This is a genomic window from Streptomyces sp. M-16 (assembly GCF_052114405.1).
Classification (GTDB): domain Bacteria; phylum Actinomycetota; class Actinomycetes; order Streptomycetales; family Streptomycetaceae; genus Streptomyces.
In genome coordinates this window covers 46,891-69,514 of record NZ_JBFRER010000025.1, presented here as the reverse complement: position 1 = coordinate 69,514, position 22,624 = coordinate 46,891, and the positions used below count along the sequence as shown (strand labels likewise).

19 protein-coding genes and 1 pseudogene are annotated in these 22,624 nt (G+C 73.7%); 14 read left to right on the top strand and 6 right to left on the bottom strand.

Annotation, left to right across the window (positions count from 1 at the left end):
- Nucleotides 1-127: 127 nt before the first annotated feature.
- Nucleotides 128-1,939: pseudogene (locus tag AB4039_RS14240) on the top strand (GAF domain-containing protein); the annotation flags it as partial.
- Here AB4039_RS14240 and AB4039_RS14235 read toward each other — a convergent pair.
- Complete coding sequence (locus AB4039_RS14235; protein WP_442270868.1) at nt 1,929-3,233, bottom strand: IS701 family transposase; 1,305 nt, start codon at nt 3,231-3,233, stop codon at nt 1,929-1,931. The pseudogene AB4039_RS14240 and the gene AB4039_RS14235 sit on opposite strands and share 11 nt — an antisense overlap.
- Before the next feature lie 422 nt (nt 3,234-3,655).
- Here AB4039_RS14235 and AB4039_RS14230 point away from each other — a divergent pair, with 422 nt between their 5' ends.
- The 4 genes from AB4039_RS14230 to AB4039_RS14215 all read left to right on the top strand — a co-directional run bounded on the left by AB4039_RS14230 (nt 3,656) and on the right by AB4039_RS14215 (nt 8,936).
- Complete coding sequence (locus AB4039_RS14230) at nt 3,656-6,181, top strand: glycoside hydrolase family 3 protein (protein ID WP_442270867.1); 2,526 nt, start codon at nt 3,656-3,658, stop codon at nt 6,179-6,181.
- A gap of 33 nt (nt 6,182-6,214) precedes the next feature.
- Complete coding sequence (gene hflX / locus AB4039_RS14225; protein ID WP_266845179.1) at nt 6,215-7,621, top strand: GTPase HflX; 1,407 nt, start codon at nt 6,215-6,217, stop codon at nt 7,619-7,621.
- A 187-nt stretch (nt 7,622-7,808) separates the two neighbouring features.
- On the top strand, nt 7,809-7,991 hold the full coding sequence (locus tag AB4039_RS14220; RefSeq protein ID WP_266845177.1) for a DUF5302 domain-containing protein: 183 nt from the start codon (nt 7,809-7,811) through the stop codon (nt 7,989-7,991).
- Nucleotides 7,992-8,345: 354 nt separating this feature from the next.
- Entirely contained in the window at nt 8,346-8,936 is a 591-nt protein-coding gene (locus AB4039_RS14215; RefSeq protein WP_266845175.1) for a DUF1772 domain-containing protein, read from the top strand.
- On the opposite strand, the gene AB4039_RS14210 is transcribed toward AB4039_RS14215, so the two are convergent.
- Nucleotides 8,933-9,430 carry an anthrone oxygenase family protein gene (locus AB4039_RS14210; RefSeq protein ID WP_266845173.1) on the bottom strand — a complete coding sequence of 166 codons (498 nt, stop codon included), beginning with the start codon at nt 9,428-9,430 and terminating at the stop codon, nt 8,933-8,935. The two genes, AB4039_RS14215 and AB4039_RS14210, sit on opposite strands and share 4 nt — an antisense overlap.
- 231 nt (nt 9,431-9,661) lie before the next feature.
- On the opposite strand from AB4039_RS14210, the gene gdhA reads away from it, so the two are divergent.
- The 3 genes from gdhA (at nt 9,662) to AB4039_RS14195 (ending at nt 13,367) form a co-directional block, all read left to right on the top strand.
- Nucleotides 9,662-11,011 carry an NADP-specific glutamate dehydrogenase gene (gdhA, locus tag AB4039_RS14205; RefSeq protein WP_266845171.1) on the top strand — a complete coding sequence of 450 codons (1,350 nt, stop codon included), beginning with the start codon at nt 9,662-9,664 and terminating at the stop codon, nt 11,009-11,011.
- 218 nt (nt 11,012-11,229) lie between these two features.
- Nucleotides 11,230-12,588, top strand: a complete 1,359-nt coding sequence (locus AB4039_RS14200) for an AMP-binding protein (protein WP_266845169.1) — start codon at nt 11,230-11,232, stop codon at nt 12,586-12,588.
- A complete protein-coding gene (locus AB4039_RS14195; protein WP_266845167.1) occupies nt 12,585-13,367 on the top strand; it encodes an alpha/beta fold hydrolase in 783 nt (260 codons plus the stop codon). Before AB4039_RS14200 ends, AB4039_RS14195 begins: the two co-directional genes overlap by 4 nt.
- Nucleotides 13,368-13,407: 40 nt before the next feature.
- On the opposite strand, the gene AB4039_RS14190 is transcribed toward AB4039_RS14195, so the two are convergent.
- The 3 genes from AB4039_RS14190 to AB4039_RS14180 form a co-directional block, all read right to left on the bottom strand.
- A complete protein-coding gene (locus AB4039_RS14190) occupies nt 13,408-14,304 on the bottom strand; it encodes an RNA polymerase sigma-70 factor (RefSeq protein ID WP_442270873.1) in 897 nt (298 codons plus the stop codon).
- A 58-nt stretch (nt 14,305-14,362) separates the two neighbouring features.
- Nucleotides 14,363-15,550 carry an NAD(P)/FAD-dependent oxidoreductase gene (locus AB4039_RS14185; RefSeq protein WP_442270866.1) on the bottom strand — a complete coding sequence of 396 codons (1,188 nt, stop codon included), beginning with the start codon at nt 15,548-15,550 and terminating at the stop codon, nt 14,363-14,365.
- A gap of 170 nt (nt 15,551-15,720) precedes the next feature.
- Nucleotides 15,721-16,176, bottom strand: coding sequence for a MarR family transcriptional regulator (locus AB4039_RS14180; protein WP_442270865.1), 456 nt, complete (start codon nt 16,174-16,176; stop codon nt 15,721-15,723).
- 152 nt (nt 16,177-16,328) lie between these two features.
- Between AB4039_RS14180 and AB4039_RS14175 the strand changes: the two genes are divergently transcribed.
- Entirely contained in the window at nt 16,329-17,165 is an 837-nt protein-coding gene (locus AB4039_RS14175; RefSeq protein WP_442270864.1) for an alpha/beta fold hydrolase, read from the top strand.
- Between the two features lie 137 nt (nt 17,166-17,302).
- On the top strand, nt 17,303-18,220 hold the full coding sequence (locus AB4039_RS14170) for a DMT family transporter (RefSeq protein ID WP_266845162.1): 918 nt from the start codon (nt 17,303-17,305) through the stop codon (nt 18,218-18,220).
- An 81-nt stretch (nt 18,221-18,301) separates the two neighbouring features.
- Here the strand turns inward: AB4039_RS14170 and AB4039_RS14165 are convergent, their stop codons facing one another.
- Nucleotides 18,302-19,159, bottom strand: a complete 858-nt coding sequence (locus AB4039_RS14165; RefSeq protein WP_266845161.1) for a helix-turn-helix domain-containing protein — start codon at nt 19,157-19,159, stop codon at nt 18,302-18,304.
- A gap of 257 nt (nt 19,160-19,416) precedes the next feature.
- Here AB4039_RS14165 and AB4039_RS14160 point away from each other — a divergent pair, with 257 nt between their 5' ends.
- From AB4039_RS14160 to AB4039_RS14145, 4 genes are all read left to right on the top strand, one after another.
- Nucleotides 19,417-19,698, top strand: a complete 282-nt coding sequence (locus AB4039_RS14160; protein ID WP_266845159.1) for a hypothetical protein — start codon at nt 19,417-19,419, stop codon at nt 19,696-19,698.
- Between the two features lie 75 nt (nt 19,699-19,773).
- Nucleotides 19,774-20,571 (top strand): thioesterase II family protein, encoded by a 798-nt coding sequence (locus AB4039_RS14155; protein WP_442270863.1) that lies wholly within the window; start codon nt 19,774-19,776, stop codon nt 20,569-20,571.
- A 38-nt stretch (nt 20,572-20,609) separates the two neighbouring features.
- Entirely contained in the window at nt 20,610-21,494 is an 885-nt protein-coding gene (locus AB4039_RS14150; RefSeq protein WP_442270862.1) for an isocitrate lyase/PEP mutase family protein, read from the top strand.
- A complete protein-coding gene (locus AB4039_RS14145) occupies nt 21,491-22,624 on the top strand; it encodes a 3-oxoacyl-ACP synthase (protein WP_442270861.1) in 1,134 nt (377 codons plus the stop codon). Before AB4039_RS14150 ends, AB4039_RS14145 begins: the two co-directional genes overlap by 4 nt.

Here is a 22,624-nt window from a genome sequence, read left to right as displayed (position 1 = left end):
GGTGCCCGGGCCACCACCCGGCCGGGCGGCCGCGAAGGCCCCGGAGTCCGGTTGACGCCCCTTCGCGGCGGACGTTACGTTCCCGGCCACCGAACAGATCGGCTGATTTCGTCCCAGGGGGGTAGCGATGACGGGGGAGGACTCCCAGACCGAGGACGACGTACTGCGCGTCCTCGAACTCCTGGCGGGCGAGGCGCCCGCCCGCGCCTACGACCAGCTCCTCGCCGGCGCCCGGTCCGGCGCCGGAGCCGCGCGCACCGAACGGCTCGAACGTGCCACGTTCCTGGCCCGCGAGGTCAGCGCCCTCTTCGAACGGCGCAGCCGGCGCGAGGCCGAACTCGCCGCCCTCGTCGACGCCGCACGCGACCTCAGCAGCCCGGGCGGTCTCGACGAGACCCTGCGCCTGATCACCCGTAGGGCCCGCCTCATGACCAACATGGACCTCGCCTGCACGGTCCTGGTCGACGAGGACACCGGCGACGCCACCCTCACCACCGCCGACGGCGCGGTCAGCGCCCTCACCGTCGGCTACCGGATACCCGCCGGGGCCGTGCCCGCCGCCGTTCCCGGCGAACCGCCCGCCCCCTTCTGGACCGCCGACCACCTCGCCGACGACCGCACCACCCACGCCACCGCCCTCGACGAGGTCCTGCACGCCGAGGCCCTGCAGGCCGTGCTCGGCGTCCCGCTGTGCGCCGACGGCCGTCACATCGGGCACCTGTACGTGGCCGCGCGCGGCATCCACCACTTCACCCCCGACGAGGTCGCCCTCATGCGCTCCCTCGCCGACCTTTCCGCCAGTGCCGTCCAGACCGCCCGGACCCTGGAGGACGTCCGTACCGCCAACGCCGAACTGGCCCGCGCCGACGTGCGGGTGCGCGCCTCCCTCAGCGAGGCCCTGCGCGCCCACCGGGTCCAGAACGACCTGGCCAAGCTCGTCCTGGACGGCCTCGGCCTGGACGCGCTCCTCGCCCGCGCCGCGGCGGACCTCGGCGGCAGCCTCGCCGTCCGCGGCGAGGGCGGCGAACGGCTCGCCGAACACGGCCGCCTGCCGCGCACGGACGACGCGGAACTGGCCCGCGTCCGGCTCAACGCGGCCGCGACCGGCGTCGCCTGCCCACTGTCCGACGGCACCTGGGTCGTCCCGCTCTCCGTGCGTTCGCAGGACATCGGATGCCTGCTCTTCCACCCGGCCGCCGGCGCCGGGGCGCCCGCCGACCAGCTCCTGGTCTCCTACGCCCGTACCGTGTCGCTGCTGCTCGTCGTACAGCGCGCCGGCGCGGTCGAGGGGCAGGTCCACGACGACCTGCTGGCCGACCTCACCACCTGGGACGGGCCGCCCGAGCGGCTCGTCGAACGGGCCAGCCGGTTCGCCGCCGAACTGCACCGCCCGCACGTCGTGGTCGTCGCGGACCCGCAGACCGGGGCCACCGGCCTCGTGGAGAGCTGGGCCAGCGGCTACGTCCGCCACCGGCGCGGGATGAAGACCGTCCAGGCCGGCCGGCTCGTCCTGCTGCTGCCCGGCGAGGACGCGGCGGCCGTCGCCGAGGAGGTCCGCGCCGCCCTCGCCGCGGCCACCGGCAAGCAGGTCACCGCCGGGGCGTGCGGTCCCACCCGGGGTGCCGACGCCGTCCACACCGCCTACCAGCAGGCCGTGCGCTGCCTCCAGGCCCTCGTCGCCCTCGGCGGGACGGGCCGCTCCGCCGCCGCGCGCGACCTCGGCTTCCTCGGCATGCTCCTCGCCGGGGACCACGACGTCGCCGGATTCGTCGAACGCACCCTGGGCCCCCTCCTCGACCACGACGCGGAACGCTTCGGCAACCTGGTGGAGACCCTGGAGGGCTGGTTCAGCGCCGCGGGCAGTCCCACCCGTGCGGCCGAGATCCTCTACGTCCACCCCAACACGGTCTCCCGCCGCCTGGAGCGCATCACCCAGCTGCTGGGCCGTGACTGGCAGCATCCGGACCAGGCACTGGAACTCCAGCTCGCCCTGCGGCTGCAACGGGCGCGCACCTGCCTCGACCCCGAACCCGCCGGCCCCCCTGCAACGGTGCGGACGTGACCTGCCCGCCCCCCAGGTGCAGGCCGCCGCCCAGCAGCCGCGAGGCGTGCGCCAGCGACACCAGCGTCGCGTGCCGGTGCCAGCCGTGGTACGAACGCCCCTCGAAGTCCAGGGCCCCCACCGACAGGCTCGTCCCGCGGAAGTCGGCGTCGGCCCGCCCGATCAGCCGGCCCAGCCCCAGCAGGGCGCCCCGGCCGGCGCCCGACATGCCGGTCAGCCACAGCTCCGCCACCTCCCGGCGGTCCGGATCCCACACCCCGACCAGGGTCAGCGCCGACGGTCCGGGCGGCCCGCCGGGCAGCCGCACCGGCAGCAGCCCCACCAGCGAGGTCCGGGTGTGCCCCGGCCACGCCGGGTCGTGCCACTGCACGGGGCGCCGCTGGGAGCGCGCCAGTTCCGCGAGCCCGCCCGCCGACCCGGCCACCGCCCGGCTGCGCCCCGCGGACAGGCTCGGCGCCAGCAGCCCCGTACCGGCTCCCACCCGGATCAGGAACGGCAGCCGCGCCCGGGAGAACGCCTCCACCAGCGGCAGCACGCCCTCCTCCCGGGCGTCCGCCACCACCGGCAGCGCGGAGGCGCCCCATCCGGCCGTCTCCAGCACCATGTCCACGGCCAGCGCCTCCGCCGTGCGCGGATCCGCCGAGTCCTCCGGTATCGCGGCCCGCCGGCGCAGCTCCGTGTCGTCCAGCCAGTCGCCGCTCAGCGACAGCCGCCAGTTGACGGGCGCCGCGCCCGCGCCCGAGGCCAGCCACAGCCCGTATCCGTGCTGGCTGTTGACCACCTGCCCCAGCTGCGGGACGAACCGCCGCCCGACGCCCACCGAATGACGGCCCGTCTTCGGGATCACCAGCGGCCGTACCACCCAGGCCCGCGGCGCGAGCAGCCGCTCCAGCCCGGCCGTCAGCTCCGCTCGCAGCGGAGACCAGTCCCAGGTGGAACAGCTGATGAAGTGGTGCAGGCTCTGCTCCGCCGAGCGGCGGCCCGTGGTCGCGGCGAGGTTGCGCATCGTCTTGCGGCCGGGGGTGTTCAGCAGCCCGTGCACGTAGAGCTCGCCCTTGTGACGCTGGTCCCGGCGGCGCAGCGACCCCAGCACCGACGTGCACAGCGCCCGTACCTCCGCGGACTGATCACGTGTCGGGGTCTCGGCTTCCACCGGGCGGATGGCCCTCATGGCGCTCCTCGCGTTCTGCACCCCGGAACGTGGGGGCCGGGGCAGGTCATTGGGTCCCTCCACCGTCACCCCCGTACCGGCCGGCGCCCAGGTAGGCCGGAACCACACTTCCCGGYGCCGGCCGGGGTGGCCGCCCGGTCCCGGGTCACCGCCGGCGCGTACCGCACCGGGTGGTGACCCGGCCACCACCCGGGGCCCGCCCGAGCCCGTACGGGCCCCGCGGTCGCCCTCCGCGGCGCCCGCCGCGGGCCGCCGGCCCCCGCGGATCCCTTTCCCCGCACGGCCGAACAGCACCGGAACCGCCTACTCCGAACAGTGTGGCCGGGGAACCTCGCCCCCCGGGCGGATCTCCGGAAGCGTGGTGGTGCGCGTACCCGGCGTCCGTCCCGGGGCAACTGCGCGCCCACACCCAGGGAGACCACATGCCGTCCCGCACGCCAGGGGACCCGATATCCCGCCTCCGCAGCAGACTCCGCAGCCGTGGGCGGCGGGGCCCGCGCCGGGCCGCTCGCGTGCTGGCCGTCTGCGCGGCGCTCTTCTGCACCGGCAGCCTCCTCACCCCGGCCGCCGGCCACGCCGCCGAGGCCGCCACCGAGGGCAGCCCCCGCGTCCGGGCGCTGGTCGCGCGGATGACCCTCGACGAGAAGCTGTCCTTCGTCCACTGGACGGCCGGTCCCACCGGCGGCCCCCTCGCCCGCGGCGTCGGCTACCTGCCGGGCGTACCCCGCCTCGGCATACCGCCGCTCCAGGCCTCCGACGGCCCCGTCGGGGTCCGCCTCAACGGGGTGCGGGCCACCGCGCTGCCCACCCCGACCGCCCTCGCCGCGACCTTCGACGACTCCCTCGCCACCGCCTACGGCACCGTCCTCGGCCACGAGGGCCGCGCCCTGGGCCAGGACGTGGTCCTCGGACCGATGGTCAACACCATCCGGGTGCCCCACGGCGGCCGCAACTTCGAGACGTTCAGCGAGGACCCCCTCGTCACCTCGCGCACCGCCGCCGCCGAGATCAAGGGCATCCAGAGCCAGGGCCTGATGGCCACGGTCAAGCACTTCGCGGGCAACAACCAGGAGACCGACCGCTTCACCGTGGACGCCTCCATCGACGAGCAGACCCTCCAGGAAGTCGAACTCCCCGCCTTCCGCAGCGCCGTCGACGCCGGTGCCGCCGCCGTCATGTGCTCCTACAACGGCGTCAACGGAACCCCTTCCTGCGGCAACGACCAGCTCCTGCAGAAGGTCCTGCGCGAACAGTGGGGCTTCAAGGGGTGGGTGATGTCCGACTGGCTCGCCACCCACGCCACCACCGACCTGACCAAGGGCCTGGACCAGGAACTCGGCCTGGAGATGGGCAAGCCCACCGACCCGGTCCCCGACGCCAGGCACTTCGGCGCCGCCCTGCGCGCCGCCCTGCGCGACGGCACCGTCCCCCAGGCCGCCCTCGACCGCTCCGTCACCCGCATCGTCGGGCAGATGGAACGGTTCGGTCTCCTCGACGCCGCCCGCCCGCGCCCCGCGCGCGACGCACAGGCCGGCCGCGACACCGCCCGCCGGATCGCCGAGAACGGCGCCGTCCTGCTGCGCAACACCACCGTCGCCGGCCGCCCGGCCCTGCCCCTCACCGGCCCGGCCGGCTCCGACCTCACCGTCATCGGCGACAGCGCCCTGCGCCCCAAGGTGTCCGGCCTGGGCAGCGCGCACGTGGTGCCCGACGGTGCCGGGGCGCCCCTGGACGCCCTGCGCGAACGCGCGGGATCCGGCGCCACCGTCCGTTACGAGCCGGGTGTCGACCGCCTCGGCACACCGCTCACCGCCGAGCAGCTCAGCCCCGCGTTCACGGGCGGCAGGCAGCTAGACCCGGGCGGCGACCGCACCTTCTACGACGGCACCCTGACCGTCCCCGCCGACGGCGACTACCGCATCGGCCTGCGCGTCGACGGGGGCCTGGCCGTCCTCCAGATCGACGGCCAGAGCCCCGTCTACGCGGCCGACTCCTTCAGCGAGACCACCAGCGTCGTCCTGCGCCTGACCCGCGGCACGCACAAACTGTCCATGAACGGCTGGGCGTGGCCCGACCGCCCGCTGTCCGTCGACCTCACCTGGGTCACCCCGGAGCAGGCCGCGCGCAACCTCGACCGCGCCGTCGCCGCCGCGGCCGCCGCGCGGACCGCGGTCGTCTTCGTCCAGGACGAGGGCTCCGAGGGCTACGACCGCCCCTCCCTCTCCCTGCCGGACGGCCAGGACGAGCTCGTCACCGCCGTCACCCGCGCCAACCCGAACACCGTCGTCGTCCTCAACACCGGCTCCTCGGTGCTGATGCCGTGGCTCGCCGGCACCGCGGCCGTCCTCGACATGTGGTACCCGGGCCAGGAAGGGGCCCGGGCCACGGCGGCCCTGCTGTACGGGGACGCCAACCCCAGCGGCAAGCTCACCCAGACCTTCCCCGCCTCCGAGAGCGCCCAGCCGATGGCCGGGCACCCCGAGCGCTTCCCCGGCGTCGGCGGCAAGCAGACGTACAGCGAGGGCGTCAACGTCGGCCACCGCTGGTACGAACAGCAGGGCGTCGCCCCGCTCTTCCCCTTCGGGCACGGCCTGTCCTACACCACCTTCGACTACCGCGACCTGGCCGTGGAACGCACCGGCGCGGGTGCCGCCGTCCACGTCACGGTCCGCAACACCGGCTCCGTCGCGGGCAAGGAGGCGGTCCAGGTCTACCTCGGCCCCAGCGGCCTCGTCTCCGCCCCGCAGGCCGTCCGCGCACTCGCCGCCTACACCAAGGTCTCCCTGGAGCCGGGCGAGGAGAAACGCGTCACCCTGCCCGTCGACGCCCGTCGGCTCCAGTACTGGGACACCCGCGGGCACGCCTGGCAGAACGCCCCCGGCCCCCGCACGGTCACCGTCGGATCGTCCTCCGCGGACATCCGACTCACCGGCCGTCTGAACCAGTGATCCACCCCACCCACCCCTTCTGAGAGGAAGCGCATGACCGCCACAGAGCAGCCCGGCACCACCACCCGCCCCATCGGCGCCGCCGACGCCATCGACGCCCGGGAGGAGACCGGACTGCGCCACGTCGCCGGCCTGTCGACCGAACTGCGCGACGTCGTCGAGGTCGAGCAGCGTCAGGTCCGCCTCGAACGCGTGGTGCTGGTCGGAGTGTGGACCTCCGGCTCGGCCGCGGAGGCCGAGAGTTCCCTCGCCGAGCTGGCCGCCCTCGCCGAGACGGCGGGCGCCCTCGTGCTCGACGGAGTCATCCAGCGCCGCGACAAGCCGGACCCGGCCACCTACATCGGCTCGGGCAAGGCGAAGGAGCTGCGCGAGATCGTCGAGCGGACCGGTGCCGACACGGTGGTGTGCGACGGCGAGCTGAGCCCCTCCCAGCTGGTCCGGCTGGAGGAGTTCGTCCAGGTCAAGGTCGTGGACCGGACCGCCCTGATCCTCGACATCTTCGCCCAGCGGGCCACGTCCCGCGAGGGCAAGGCGCAGGTCGCGCTCGCGCAGATGCAGTACATGCTGCCGCGCCTGCGCGGCTGGGGCGCCTCGCTGTCCCGGCAGATGGGCGGCGGCGGCGCCGGGGGCGGCGGCATGGCCACCCGCGGGCCCGGCGAGACGAAGATCGAGACGGACCGGCGCCGGCTGCGCGACAAGATGGCCAAGATGCGCAGGGACATCGACGAGATGAAGACCGCACGCGACCTCAAGCGCCAGGAGCGCCGTCGCAACAAGGTCCCCTCGGTCGCCATCGCGGGCTACACCAACGCGGGCAAGTCCTCGCTGCTCAACCGGCTCACCGGGGCCGAGGTCCACGTCCAGAACGCCCTGTTCGCCACCCTCGATCCGACCGTGCGCCGGTCCGAGACGCCCGCCGGGCGGGCCTACACCCTGGCCGACACCGTCGGGTTCGTCCGCCACCTGCCCCACCAGCTCGTCGACGCCTTCCGTTCCACCCTGGAGGAGGTCGCCGAGGCGGACCTCATCCTGCACGTGGTCGACGGCTCGCACCCCGACCCGGAGGCCCAGATCGAGGCCGTGCGCGCCGTCGTCGGCGAGGTCGGCGGCGCCGGCGTGCCGGAGGTCGTCGTGGTCAACAAGGCCGACACCGCCTCCGCGCAGACCCTGGAGCGGCTGCTGGCGGCCGAGCCGGGAGCCGTGGTCGTGTCCGCCCGCACCGGGGAGGGCGTTCCCGAGCTGCTGGCCCGGATCGAGGCCGGGCTGCCGCACCCCGAGACCGAGATCGAGGTGCTCATCCCGTACACCGAGGGCCACCTGGTCGCGCGGATCCACTCCGACGGGGAGATCCTCGCCGAGAGCCACGAGGAGAGCGGAACCCTCCTGAAGGCCAACGTGGACGCCGCGCTCGCCGCCGAACTCGCCGACTACGTCGCCTGACCCACCCCGCCCGCCACCGGCCCGGCCGGCACGCTTTTCCGGCGTGCCGGCCGGGCCTTCCGTATCTCCCCTTCGTGAAAAGTCGGAAGGGTGGCCGGATTTGTTCAGTCCGAGGGGGAAGAGGGTCGCCATATCGCTGCTGGGATGTCACACTAAAACGGCTCTAGAAAATGCTCAGGAGGTACGTATGACTGATACGCCGGAAAACCACGCCGCTGAGACCGATAGCAAGCGAAAGTTCCGCGAGGCTCTGGAGCGCAAGGTCCGCACCAACCGCTCGCAGCAGGCTCACCTGGAAGGACGGTCCAAGATCAACGGGCTCAACGGCCCCAACGTCCAGAACCGCAACTTCCGCCGAAAGGCCGGCTGAGCCGCCCCAGGTCGTTCTCTCAAGGCTGCCGCGATCCGATGCGCATCGGATCGCGGCAGCCTTTTTGCATTCCGTTGGAGCCTGGATCGAGGGAGCCTGGAATTGGCCTGGAATTGGCCTGGAGTATCCGATGATAAAGATCTGTGCGGTACTCGGTATTCGGACTCCGTTTGTCGATTGCGAATCGGGTGGATCCGGAAAAGAAATCGGATCGCCGGTTTCCCGCGTACCCGGGACACGCCCCCGGACGCCCGCGGCGTGTCCCGGCACAACCCTGGCCGCGCAGCCGGGCGGGATGCCACCATCGGCCGCGCGCGGGCACCAGGCCCGTCGGCAACGGGGGAGGACACGCCCATGGAAACGCAACAGTCACGACCACGCGGTGGCGGACACGAGGGCGGGGGAAGAACCCGGGCGGCGGGCTTCCTGCTGGGGCTGGCGACCGTACTGGTCGGCCTGATGGCGGGCCTGTTCTTCGCCTTCGACATCTCGGTGATGCCGGGGCTGGCCGCCTCCGACGACCGTACGTACGTCACCGCCATGCAGCACTTCAACGCCGCCATCGACGGCAACGGCCTCTTCGGCACGGTCTTCCTGCTCGCGCCGCTCTCCGCGGCGGCCTCGGCGGTCGTCGAGTTCCGCGGCGGGCGGCGCCGGGTCGCGCTCTGTGCGGGCGCGGCCGCCGCCGCCTACCTCGTCGTCCTCGTCATCACCTTCACGGTGAACATCCCGCTCAACAACGAGCTCGCGGCCGTCGGCGACGCGGCGAAGGCCACCGCCTTCCCGGTGCTCGACAAGTTCAAGGGCACCTGGGTCACCACGAACATCATCCGCACGCTGCTCTGCACCGCCGCCCTGACCGCCCTGGCCCGCGCCCTCCTCCTGCACGGCCGCGACACCGCCGGCCGGCCCGGGGGCGGGCCGGCGCCGGCGGCCGGGGACTAGCGGGACTGTCCGTACAGGACCAGTGCCCACGCCAGCAGGCCGGTCGCCGCCGTGCACAAGAGCGTGCGCCACACGTTCGCGCGGACCCACGGGCCCTCGAACGCGCGGCGCACGGCGGCCGGGTCGGCCAGCCCGTCCGCCGGGCCGGCCTGCTCCAGGGCGTTGTTGAGCGGGATGTTCACCCGCCCCGTGACGACCAGCGCGAGGACGCACGCCACGAACGCCCCGATCAGCGGAGGCAGCACCTCCCGCCCGTCCGCGGGCAGGTGCAGGACCAGGGCGAGCCCGGTGAACAGCGGCGCGCCCAGGAAACCGGCCAGGAACCAGCCGTTGAGGATCGCGACGTTGACCCGCTGCATCACCTCCACGGCCGTCCGGTCGCCCGCGCCGCGCAGGGCGGGCATGACCGACACCGCGAATCCGTAGAAGAGCCCGCTCACCAGACCCGTCGTCACCACCGCCGCGATCAGCGAAGCCATCCGTGCCGTCTCCACGCAGCCCTCTTCCTCGCGCTCGTGTCGCCCCCGTCGGACCGTCCAAGCGGCGGGGAGCCGGTCCGGGGTGATCCTACGGCTCGCCGACGGCCACGTCCCGACATATCCGACGCGGCCCAAAGTCCCAGTTCAGAGCCTTGGGAGAGGCTTTGCCGGGGCACAGCCCGGGCGCGGTACGCTCCTCCGGCCGGGCCCGCACGCCCCCCGACAGACATCGGAGAGGAAACAGACGTGACCGACGCCAAGGACAGGCTGGACGTACTGCGGGCGGACATCGAGCGCCGCAACCCCGCACAGCCCGAGTTCCACCAGGCCGTACGTGAGGTCCTGGACACCCTGGCCCCCGTTCTCGCCGCACGTCCCGAGTACGCCGAGGCCGGCCTCGTCGAGCGGCTCCTGGAGCCCGAGCGCCAGATCATCTTCCGCGTGCCGTGGACCGACGACCGGGGACGGGTGCACGTCAACCGCGGCTACCGCGTCGAGTTCAACAGCGCGCTGGGCCCCTACAAGGGCGGCCTGCGCTTCCACCCGTCGGTGGACATCGGCGTCGTGAAGTTCCTCGGCTTCGAGCAGATCTTCAAGAACGCCCTGACCGGCCTCGGCATCGGCGGCGGAAAGGGCGGCAGCGACTTCGACCCGCGCGGCAGGTCCGACGCCGAAGTCATGCGCTTCTGCCAGTCCTTCATGACCGAGCTGTCCCGCCACATCGGCGAGCACACCGACGTCCCGGCCGGTGACATCGGCGTCGGCGGCCGCGAGATCGGCTACCTCTTCGGCCAGTACCGCCGCATCACCAACCGCTGGGAGGCCGGTGTCCTCACCGGCAAGGGCCAGGGCTGGGGCGGGTCCGCGATCCGCCCCGAGGCCACCGGCTACGGCTCGGTGCTGTTCGCCGCCGAGATGCTGGCGGTCCGCGGCGAGTCGCTGGACGGCCTCTCCGCGGTGGTCTCCGGCTCCGGCAACGTCGCCCTGTACACGATCGAGAAGCTCCAGCAGCTCGGCGCCAACCCGCTGACCGCCTCCGACTCCTCGGGCTACGTCGTCGACGACAAGGGCATCGACCTCGCCCTGCTCAAGCAGATCAAGGAGGTCGAGCGCGGCCGCATCGACGAGTACGCCGCCCGCCGCGGGCCCTCCGCCCGCTTCGTGCGGGGCGGACGGGTCTGGGAGGTGCCGGCGGACGTCGCCTTCCCGTCGGCGACCCAGAACGAGCTGGGCGTCGAGGACGCGCGCACGCTCGTCGCGAACGGCGTCAAGGCCGTCTCGGAGGGCGCGAACATGCCCACCACCCCCGACGCGGTGCACCTGTTCCAGGCGGCGGGCGTCGCCTTCGGGCCGGGCAAGGCCGCCAACGCGGGCGGCGTCGCCGTCAGCGCGCTGGAGATGGCGCAGAACGCGGGCCGGGTGGCGTGGAGCCGCGACAAGGTCGAGGAGGAGCTCGCGGGCATCATGCGTTCGATCCACGCGGTCTCCCACGAGACGGCGGCCCGCTACGGCGCCGCGGGCGACTACGTGACGGGCGCCAACATCGCCGGCTTCGAGCGCGTGGCCGACGCGATGCTGGCCCAGGGCGTCATCTAGGCAGGACGCCGTCCCGGGCACGGTCCCGGGCACCGGTACCGGACGCCGTCCCGGTCACCGGTACCGGGCACCGGTACGGGGCACCGCTCCCGCGCGTCGTCCCGCACGGCCGTGGTGGTCCCGCCCCGCCCCCCCACAGGGGTGGGGCGGGACCGCTCGGCCGGGAGTCAGGCGGGGGAACGTAGCCTGGGTTCCCACCACCGACAGGGAGTTGCCGCGTGCTGACCGCACTGGACGGGACGTACGGCGACCGCGCGGACGCCATCGGCGTCGCCGGCCGCACCGCTTCGTACGAGGAACTGCTGGGCGCGGCGGGCGCCGTGGCCGCCGACATCGCGGGAGCCCCCGCCGTCGCCGTCACCGCGACCGCCTCCCTGGAGACCGTCGCCGCCGTCGTCGGCGCCCTGCTCGCCGGGGTGCCCTGCGTACCGCTGCCCCCCGACGCCGGCCCCGCCGAACGCGACCACATCCTGAGGGACTCCGGCGCCGTCGGGATCGAGGTCGACTTCGCCCGGCGCGCCGCACCGCCCTCCGCCGCACCCGGCGCCTCCCCGCGGGATCCCGCGCTGATCCTGTACACCTCCGGCACCACCGGCCCGCCCAAGGGCGTGGTCCTCGCCGCCGACGCCCTCGCGGCCGACCTCGACGCCCTCGCCGAAGCCTGGCAGTGGAGCGCCCAGGACACCCTCGTGCACGGGCTCCCGCTCTTCCACGTGCACGGCCTCGTCCTCGGCGTCCTCGGAGCCCTGCGCACCGGCAGCCGCCTCGTGCACACCGGCCGCCCGACCCCGCAGGCCTACGCCGCCGCGGGCGGCAGCCTGTACTTCGGGGTGCCGACCGTCTGGTCCCGCGTGGCCGCCGACCCGGAGGCGGCCGGCGCCCTGTCCGGGGCCCGCCTCCTGGTCTCCGGCAGCGCCCCGCTGCCCGCCCCCGTCTTCCGGGACCTGGAACGCCTCACCGGGCACCGCCCCGTCGAGCGCTACGGCATGACCGAAACGCTGATCACCGTCAGCGGCCGGGCCGGCGGCGCGGTGCGCCCCGGCACCGTCGGCACCCCGCTCCCCGGCATCCGGACCCGCATCGCCGCCGAGCCGGGCGCCGAGATCGGCGAACTCCAGCTGACCGGACCCACGCTGTTCTCCGGATACCTGGGCCGCCCCGAGGCCACCGCGGCCGCGTACACCGAGGACGGGTGGTTCCGTACGGGCGACATCGCGGCCGTCGACGAGAGCGACGGCGTCCACCGCATCGTCGGCCGCGCCTCCATCGACATGATCAAGTCCGGCGGCTACCGCATCGGCGCGGGCGAGATCGAGAACGCCCTGCTGGACCACCCCAAGGTGAGCGAGGCGGCCGTCGTGGGCGTCCCCGATACGGACCTCGGGCAGCGGATCGTCGCCTTCGTCGTCGCCGAAGGGGTCACCGGCGCCGAACTGACCGACTTCGTCGCCGCCCACCTGTCGGTCCACAAACGCCCCCGCGAGGTCCGCTTCGTGGCCTCCGTACCGCGCAACGCCATGGGCAAGCCGCAGAAGAAGCTGCTGCTCGACGACCACTTCGGCGGGGAAGCGCGATGACCGCCCCCGCCGGTACCCGCCGCGACCCCTGGCTCCGCCGCTTCCACCCGACGGCGCACCCCCCGGCCGCCCCCGTCCTCGTCGTCCTCCCGCACGCGGGCGGCAACGCCTCCTTCTACTTCCCGTTCTCGCGGGACCTCGCCGCGCACGCCGAGGTGCTCACCGTCCAGTACCCCGGCCGCCAGGAGCGGCTGGGGGAGAGCGGCCCGGACACGGTGGCCGGGCTGGTCGACGGGGTGGAGCGGGCGCTGCTGCCGTGGCGGGAGCGGCCCGTGGTGCTGTTCGGGCACAGCATGGGCGCCGTACTCGCCTTCGAGCTGGCCCGACGGTGGGAACGCGCGGGGGAGGGCCCGCGCGGCCTGGTCCTGTCCGGGCGGCGCTCCCCGCTGGTGGAGCGCGAGGAGACCCTGCACCTCCAGGGCGACGACGCCCTGATCGGGCAGCTGACGGCACTCGCCGGCACCGACGCCGGACTGCTGGCGGACCCGGGGTTCCGCGAGCTGATCCTCCCGTCGCTGCGCAGCGACTACAAGGCCGTCGAGACCTACCGGTACGAGCCGGGGCCGCCGCTGCGCACCGCCGTGAGCGTGCTGTGCGGGGAGTCCGATCCGCGGGCGAGCGTGGCCGAGGCCATGGGGTGGCGGGCGCTGACGGGGGCGGCCTTCACCTTCCGCTCCTTCCCCGGCGGGCACTTCTACCTGGCGGAGCGGCACGCGGACGTGGTCCGCGCGCTCGCCGAGGACCTGGCGTCCTTCGTCCCCGCGCCGCCGTCCGGCTGACGGCGCGGGGGTTCACCGCAGGGGCGAAGGGGGTCACGGGTCACCGAAGGGCCAGCGGCGTCGTCGCGGCGACGCGGGCGAGCTTCGCGGGGTTGCGCACGTAGTAGAGGCCGCTGATGCGGGCGTCCTCGACACGGACCGCCATGACGCCGTCGATCTCCCCGTCCAGGCGTACGACGAGCGCCGGGCTGCCGTTGACCGCGGTGAGCTCGCAGGTGACCGTGACTCCTGCCTTGGCGGAGCCGCCGAGGTAGAAGCGGGCCACCTTCCCGGCGCCGACGACCGGCCGCAGCGCGGCCCGTTTGACGCCTCCGCCGTCGCTCACCAGCACGACCTCCGGAGCGAGCACGTCGAGGAGGTCCTGCAGGTCCCTGGTTTCGAGCGCGCGCCGGAACGCCTCCACGGCCGCCCGTGCCCTGCCCGCGGAGACCGCCCGGCGGGGGCGGCGGGCGTCGACGTGCCGGCGCGCGCGGTGCGCTATCTGGCGGACGGCGGCCGGGGTCTTCTCGACGGCGGCCGCGATCTCCTCGTAGTCGACGTCGAAGACCTCGCGCAGCACGAAGACGGCGCGTTCGGTCGGCGAGAGCGTCTCCAGGACCAGCATCATCGCCATCGACACGCTCTCGGCGAGCTCGACGTCCTCGGCCACGTCCGGCGTGGTCAGCAGCGGTTCGGGCAGCCACTGGCCGACGTACGCCTCCTTGCGGCGCTGCAGCGTGCGCAGCCGGTTCAGCGCCTGGCGGGTGGTGATCCGGACCAGGTAGGCGCGGTGGTCGTCGACCCGGTCCGGGTCGACCCTGACCCACCGCAGCCAGGTCTCCTGGAGGACGTCCTCTGCGTCGGCGGCCGATCCGAGCATCTCGTAGGCGACGGTGAAGAGCAGGTTGCGCAGGGAGACGAAGGTGTCGGTCGCCGGGCCGGCGGCACGGTCGCTCAGGCGTGCGTCCACAGGAGGTCCTTGTCGTAGACGGGGCGGGTCGGGACGGGTCGGGGATTCAGGGGGTGGCCGGTGTCGCGTCGCGCTCGGTGCGCAGCAGCTGCCGGCGCTTCTCGTCCTTGGCCCACCAGGTGCGCGCGCCGGGCCTGCGGGCCTCGTACCCCAGCTGCCAGGGGATGCCCTTGCAGATGAGCTCCTTGACCAGCGCGCCCGGCCGGCCGGCCAGGTGGTACTTCTTGACGGTGTCGTCCTTGTGGGCCAGTTGCAGGACGCCGGCGCGGCGGCCCAGGCTGAGGCACTGGGCGGCGAACCCCACGGCGACGGGCTCGGGCCGGGTCCCGGCGATCCGGCTGAGCACCGTCTCGGCGGCCTGCGGGCCCAGCTGGACGGCGGCCTGGCAGCTCATCCTGAACGGCAGGTCCGACGGGGCGGCCGAGTCACCGGCCGCGACGATGCGTACGTCGTCCACGCTGGTCAGCGTCTCGTCCGTGAGCAGGCGGCCCAAGGCGTCGGTGGTCAGCCCGCTGCGGGCGGCCAGGTCGGGCACGCCGAATCCCGCCGTCCAGATGGTCACCGCGCTGGGCAGTTCGCGGCCGTCGCCGAGCCGCACGGCGTCGCGCGACACGGCCGTCACCCTCGTGTCCGGGCCCGCGAGCACGGTCACTCCGAGCCTCGCCAGCTGCCGGGCCACCGCGCGCCGGGCCCGGGGGTGCAGGGACGGCCCGAGCACCCCGCCGCAGACCAGGGTCACGGCGCGGCCCCGCTCCGCCAGTTCGGCGGCGGTCTCGATGCCGGTCGTGCCGCCTCCGACCACCGTCACCGGGGCCGCCGCGGGCGCGGCGTCGAGGAGCGGGCGCAGCCGCCTCGCCTCCTCCAGGCCGGCCAGCGGGTGGGCGAATTCGGCCGCGCCGGGCACGCGGGGGTCGGCGCTGCCGCTGCCCACCGCGTAGACGAGGTGGTCGTAGGCGACCGGGGCGCCGGTCGCCAGTGTCACGGTGCGTGCGGCCGCGTCGATCCGGGTCGCGCTGTCGACCACCAGCCGGACGCCCCCGGCGAGGACCTCGCGGTAGTCGAGGACCGCGTCGTGCGTCCCGCCCACCAGCTGGTGCAGGCGGATCCGCTCGACGAAGTCCGGGCGCGGGTTGATCAGCGTCACGGTCACGTCGTCGCGCTGCGTCAGGCGGTTGGCGGCCATCACGCCGGCGTAACCGCCGCCGATCACGACCACCTCGGTGCGCTGCGTCATGGGCTCTCTCCTTCGGTCCGGCCCCGTTCGGCCCCGTTCGGCCTCAAGACACCGGTGGGACCGCGGCTGTGACACGGTGTGAGCCGGATCACCCCGCGGGGTGTGCCCGGGGGAGTGCCCTCGACCGGAGGCCGGTGTCCGTGACCGGCGGCCGGTGCGTGCGACCGGGGTCAGTGCCCGGGGCGGACGGCGAGGTGGCGGGCGAGGACCTCCAGGGCCCGCGTCACCTCGGGGAGCCGCTCGGCGCCCTCCTCGCCCAGGGCCCGGGCGAGGGCCTCCTCGACCTTGGAGCTGCCCGCGGCGCGTACGGCCGCGACGCGTGCGGAGACCACGGGGGAGGGCCGCACCAGCGTCCGGCGGCGGTCGGCGGGGTCGGGCGCCGTCTCGACGGAGCCGGCCTCGCGCAGGCGGGCGACGGCGCCCGAGACCTGACTCTGCGGCAGGCCGGTGCGCTGCGCGGTCTCGCCGACGGTGGTGTCCGGGTGGGCGGCGATGTCCCCGGCGACGATGACGACGGAGCGGGTGCCGCCGGCGTACCGGCCGGAGCCGCCGGGCGGTTCGGGCAGGGCCTCCTCGCCGAGCTTCATCAAGGCGCGGCCCAGCAGGAAGAGTTCGATTCCGTCCACCGTTCCACCCTACTGCATCGCAATGGATTCATCGGAATCGATTCATCTCTCTTGATGCATCGATCTCGATGGATTACGGTGGTCGCAGAGCGGTGGACGAGGGGTCCGCGCTCCGACGTACGAAGCCGATCGCACGAAGGGGTCACGTCACCATGTCCAGCACCCGTCAGATGTCCTCGCTCCCCGTTCCCGGCGCGACCCTGTACTACCGGCTCGAAGGCTCCGGGCCGTTGCTGCTGATCTCGCAGAGCGGTGAGGGCGACGCGGACCGCACCGTGGACCTGGTCCCGCACCTCACCGACGCCTTCACGGTCCTGACCTACGACCGCCGGGGGCTCTCCCGCAGCCGGCTCGCGGAGCCGGGGCGGACCACCTCCCTCACCGAGCACGCCGAGGACGTCCACCGGCTGCTGGCCGCCGTCACCGACGAGCCGGCCCTGATGCTCGGATGCAGCCTGGGCGCGGTCATCGGCCTGCACCTGGCCGTCCGTCACCCCGGGCAGGTGTCCACCCTCGTCGCCCACGAGCCGGTCGCCCCGCGCCTGCTGCCCGCGGCCGACCGCGTACGGCACGAAGCGGAGCTGGTCGGGCTCCGCGAGCTCTACCGCGGCGCCGGGCTTGCCGTGGCCCTGTCCGAGGTCGCCCGGTCGCTCGGCATAGACCCCGTCCGCCAGGAGACCGAGGCGGACCTCACCCCGCAGCCCATGGACGGGCGCCGCCGCGCGAATTTCGGATATTTCCTGGAGCACGACGTCCTCGCCGCCGCCCGGGACACCCTCGACCCCGCCGCCCTGGCCGGCTCGACGACCCGCATCCTCGCCGCCGTCGGCGCGACCACCCCGGCCACCGTCTTCGACCACGGCTGCGCGACTGCCCTGGCGGAGGTCCTGGGCACCGGGATACACACCTTCCCGGGCGGCCACAACGGCAACACCACCCACCCCCACGCCTACGCCACCCGCCTCCGCTCCCTCCTCACCACCCCCTGAGCCCTCACCCGCCGCCCGCGCACCGCCCGGAGTGCCGGGGCCGGGGCTGGCCGGAGGTGGCCGGAGGTGGACCCTGGTTGGGGCGCATGCGGGCCAACTCGCCCTCCGCAGAAGGCAATCCCTGCCAACATCGGGGGATGGATCAAACGGCTGGCGAGTCCAGAACCGATCAACGTGCCCTGTCGGCGGCTGCCGTGACCGTCGTGATGTGGGCCTCCGCATTCGTCTCCATCCGCGCGTCCGCCGAGTACTTCGGGCCCGGGGCGCTCGCGCTGGGGCGGCTGCTGACGGCTTCCGTCGCGCTGGGGGTGGTCCTGCTCGTCAAACGGGTGCCGCCGCCGTCGCGGCAGGCGTGGCCCGGGATCCTGGCGTCCGGAGTGCTCTGGTTCGGGCTGTACATGGTGACGCTGAACTGGGGTGAGCAGGGGGTCGACGCCGGTACGGCCGCCATGGTGGTCAACATCGGCCCCATCGTCATCGCCCTCCTCAGCGGCTGGCTGCTCAAGGAGGGTTTCCCGCCGATGCTGCTGGCGGGGATGGGCGTGTCCTTCGTGGGGGCGGCCGTCGTGGGGATGTCCACCTCCAAGGGCGGGAGTTCCTCCCTCACCGGCGTGCTGCTCTGCCTGGTCGCCGCGCTCGCCTACGGCGCCGGGGTGGTGTCGCAGAAGCCCGCCCTGCAGCACGCGAATCCGCTCCAGGTGACCACGTACGGCTGCTTCGTCGGCACGGTCTGCACCCTGCCGTTCGCCGGGCAGCTCATCGACCAGGTCCCGGACGCCCCGCTCACCGCCACCCTCAACATGGTCTACCTGGGCCTCTTCCCGACGGCCCTGGCCTTCACCACCTGGACCTACGCCCTGTCGCGCACCACCGCCGGGAAGATGGGCGCGACCACCTACGCCGTGCCCGCCGTCGTGGTGGTCATCGCCTGGTTCGTCCTCGACGAGGTCCCGGGCTGGCTGACCCTGCTGGGCGGCGCCATCTGCCTCGGCGGGGTGGCCGTCTCCCGCAGACGCCCCCGGCCGGCCCCGCGCCCGGCGGGCGTGCCCGAGTGAGAGCCTCCCCCTCCTCGGGGAGGGGGAGGGCCCATCCCGCGGGAGCCCCGGCGCGGGCTCCCGTGCCGGGATCCCCCGGGGTCACAGGACGTAGGTGGCTTCGTTACGGCCCAGGAGGTAGCCGAGCTGTAATCGGTTCAGGGCCCCGAGTTCCTGCTTGATGGCAGCGATGTGGGCCTGGAGGGAACGTTCGCTGATGCCTATGCGGCGCGCGATGGCCTTGTCCGAGTAACCCTCCACCAGCAGCCGGCTGATGGACTCCCGGATCGCCGGGACGACCTCGTCGGCCGCCTTCGCCGCGTGCAGCGGGACGAAGGGAAAGGGCTTCGCCCGGTCCCAGGCCTTGTCGAACGTGTCGCGAAGAAATCGTACGATAGTCGGTTCGGTAATGGAGATCGCCGTGGTACGGTCCTCGTTCGCCGAAATGAAGGCGACATCGTCGACAATGATCAAACGGTCAAAGAATTCTTCCAGGGTGCGAACCTGGGCGCCGTATTCCGTTACGGCACGGACATATTCCTTGGTCGCCTCGTCGAATCTCGTGGTGTGCTGATACAGAGTCCGCATGGCGATCCCCGCCGAGATGTGCCGGCGCACGGATTCCAGCGCGTCCTTCAGCACCGCGCTCGGTCGCGCCCCGTCGGGCTGCGCCGTGAGGATGTCCCGGCGGACCGCGCCCAGTGCCTCGTTGATCGCCGTCGAGATGCTGCCCAGGCCGTGCAGGTACCGCACTCCGGGTCCCACGACCTCCTCGTCCGGACGGGACTCCACCGCGGGCGCCGGAGTGGGCCGGGCCGCCTGTTGTGCGGCTTCCTGCGCCAGCAGGCCCAGGTGCGTTGCGAGTTCCCGCAAGAACGCCTGCGGTTCCCCCGCCGCGGCCGCGCCCAGCGCTTCAGGTGCACCGCTTTGTGCGGTTTTGACGTATTTAACTACGTCCACGTGCCACCCCTGTCTGTCCGGTATGCAGCTGTTTATAGCGGTTGAGACCCCGTGGGTTCCCGCAATGCGTAAACCGGAGCCATCGTAGGTCTACCTCGTCGTGACCCGGCAGGGGAGATTTGGTCTCACCGCAGGAACGAACACCGACAAGGCGCCCCGGAGATCACCACCGCCGGAAACCCGCCTCGGTTTGGCGTTCCTGGAATGGCCGAAGACGAAACGACTTGAGGGGACTGGGCAAAATGGGGAAGAACCACATGGTGACTCGTCGGGCCGGCCGCGTTTCGGGAATCCGCGGCCGCGCGGTTCTCGCCGCAGCGGGCATCGCCCTCGGCGTCGGTACGGCGGTCACCGGCCTCGCCCACGGTGCCGCCACGGCTGACTCCGTCAGCCACCTGCGCCTCGGCGACGTCGGCTGGAACAACGCGAACCCGCACGTCGTCGCGGGTGACGCCGGTGACGTCGGCTGGAACAACCCGCAGCCCGGCACCACCCCCACCCCCCAGCCCACCTCCACCGACGACGTTGGCTGGAACTGATCCACCACCACGGCCCCGTACTGCACTGCTTCCCCTCCCGCCTCCGACCGACCGGCAAAGGAATGGCTGATCCTCGTGGTTGCCTCGCCCTGGTTCCTGACGTCCGAGACCACGCCCGGCCCTGACCCCGCCGCCCGCGTCTACTGCTTCCCGCACGCAGGCGGGAACCCCCGGACCTTCCTCGACTGGCAGCCCGCCATGGAGCCCGACGCACGGATCCTCGCCGTCTGCCCGCCCGGCCGCGGCCACCGCTTCCGCGAACCGGCCCCCGCCTCCCTCGCCGAGCTCGCCGACGGCGCCGCCACCGCCATCGCCCTCGCCGCCGACGCCGACCGGCCCTTCCTCCTCTTCGGCCACAGCTTCGGCGCCGCCCTCGCCTTCGAGGTCGCCCGCCGCCTCGACGGCATCCGCGGTTTCGCCGGCCTCGTCGCCTCCGGCTGCTCCGCCCCCTCGCTCCTGCCGACCCCCCGCGTGGTCGAGGCCGCCGCACTGGAGGGCCGCGCCTTCACCGAGGCCGTCCGGTTCTTCGGCGGACTGCCCCCCGAGGTGATCGAGGACGAAGCCGTCCAGGAACTGCTCCTGCCGCACCTGAAGGCCGACTTCCGGATGGTCGCCGGCTACCGCTACGCGCCGGACACCCCCCTCACGGTCCCGCTCGTCCTCCTCAACGGCGCCGACGACCCCCACGTCAGCCCCGCCGCGCTCGGTCCCTGGGCCCGCGAGTGCGCCGCCGAGCCGGAGCTCCACTGGACGCCGGGCGGCCACTTCTACTTCGAGGACCGGCCGCACGCCGTCACCGCCGTCCTGCGCCCCCTGGCCCGCGCGGCCGCGGCGGCAACCCGCAGCGGAGATGAGTACGTTGAGCTGATCTGAACCACCGGCCGACGCACCCCAGCCCTTGCGAGGAACCCATGACCAGCACTCCCGACGCCGCCCGACTCCGGCGCGCCGTCGCCTTCCGGGACCTGCACACCGGTCCCCGCCCCTTCGTCGTCCCCAACCCCTGGGACGCCGGCACCGCACGCATCCTGGCGTCCCTCGGTTTCGCCGCCCTCGCCACCACCGGCGCGGGGCTCGCCCACAGCCTCGGCCGTCCCGACGGCGCCAACCGGCTCAGCCGCACCGAGGTCCTGGACAACGCCGCCGCGATCGTGGACGCCACCGGCCTGCCCGTCACCGCCGACCTGGAGAGCGGCTTCGGGGAACGCCCCGAGGACGTCGCCGAGACCATCCGGCTGGCCGCCGCCGCCGGGCTGGTCGGCGGTTCCGTGGAGGACTCCACGGGCCGCGACGAGGACCCCGTGCGCCCGCTCGACGAAGCCGTGGAACGGGTCGCCGCCGCCGTCGAGGCCGCGAAGGGGCTCGACTTCCCCTTCACCGTCACCGCCCGCGCCGAGAACTTCTTCCAGGGCCTGCCCGACCTCGACGACACCATCCGCCGCCTGAAGGCGTACGAGGCCGCCGGCGCCGACGTGCTCTACGCCCCGGGCCTGCCGGACGCCGAGTCCGTCCGCGCGGTCTGCTCCGCCGTGGACCGGCCCGTCAACGTCCTGATGACCGGCGCCCTCAAGCTGTCCGTCGCCGACCTCGGGGACCTCGGCGTGCGCCGCGTCAGCACCGGCTCGGCCCTGTCCCGCGCGGCCCTCGGCGCCCTCGTCCGCGCCGCCCGCGAGATCACCGGGTCCGGCACCTTCGACTTCGGCCTGGACGCCCTCCCGTACGCCGAGGCCAACGCCCTCCTGGCCCCCGCCGCCCCCGCCCCGTCCGCCGACCGAGAGAGCGATCCGGCACCGTGAGCCTTCCGTACGCGTCACCCGCCGCCTCCGCGTTATCCGCGGCCTCCGCCGTCCACCTGTCCGCGCCCCGCTACGTCCTCGGTGAACTCCCCGCCGCCCACACCACGATCGACGGCCTGGCGGAGCGCGCCCGTACGTTCGGCATGCCTCCCCGTGCCGAACTGTGGGGCTGGGGCACCGTCCACCGCACCGCCAAGGCCCTGGAGACCCTCGCCGCCGAGACCGCCCGCGCCACCCTCGACGGCGCGGGCGCCGCCCCGGAGGACGTGGACTGCCTCATCCTGTGCTCCACCCGCTTCCCCGGTGGCCCCCGCACCCACGGCGCGTTCGTGGAGAACGTCCTGGCCGCCACCGGCCTCGGCGCGGCCGCCTTCACCGGCCTCACCCTCGGCCGCTGCGCCAACCTCCTCGCCGGCATCCGCACCGGACAGGCCTACGTCGCCTCCGGCATGTACCGCAGGGTCATGGTCGTCACCGCCGACCGGGTCACCGACGAGGCCGTCCGCATGGAGAACTTCGCGCTCTTCAGCGACGGCGCCGCCTCGTGCCTGATCAGCGCCGACCCCCTCGGCCCGGACGCCTACGAGATCGTCGCGGGCGCCGGCGCCCAGGACCCGGCCGCTCTCGACTGGTCCAACGAGATCAGCTCCGACCTCGCCCGCGAGGTCAACCGGCAGATCCTCGAAGAGGCCGGGATGAAGACCGGCGACATCCAGGGGGTGTTCCACCCCAACCTCTACAAGCCGCTGGTCGTCCTCAAGGAACGCCAGGCCGGCTTCACCCGCGAGCAGCTCTTCCTGGACAACATCCCGCGCGTGGGCCACTGCTTCGCCGCCGACCCGCTGATCAACCTCGTCGACCGGGAGGCGGCCGGGGAGCTGAGGCCCCGCGGGCACTACCTGCTCGCCTCCAGCGTCCCGGGCGTGCGGATCGGCGTCCTGCTGCGCAAGCTCCCCGCGGGCGACAGCACGACCGCGACCGCGACCGACCCCGACTCCGCGACCGGCTCCGACTCCGCGACCGGCTCCGACTCCGTGACCGGCTCCGACTCCGTAACCGGCTCCGACTCCGAGAGCGCGACCGATTCCGCCCGGCAGGCCGACGACTCCACCCGGCAGGGGGACCACTGA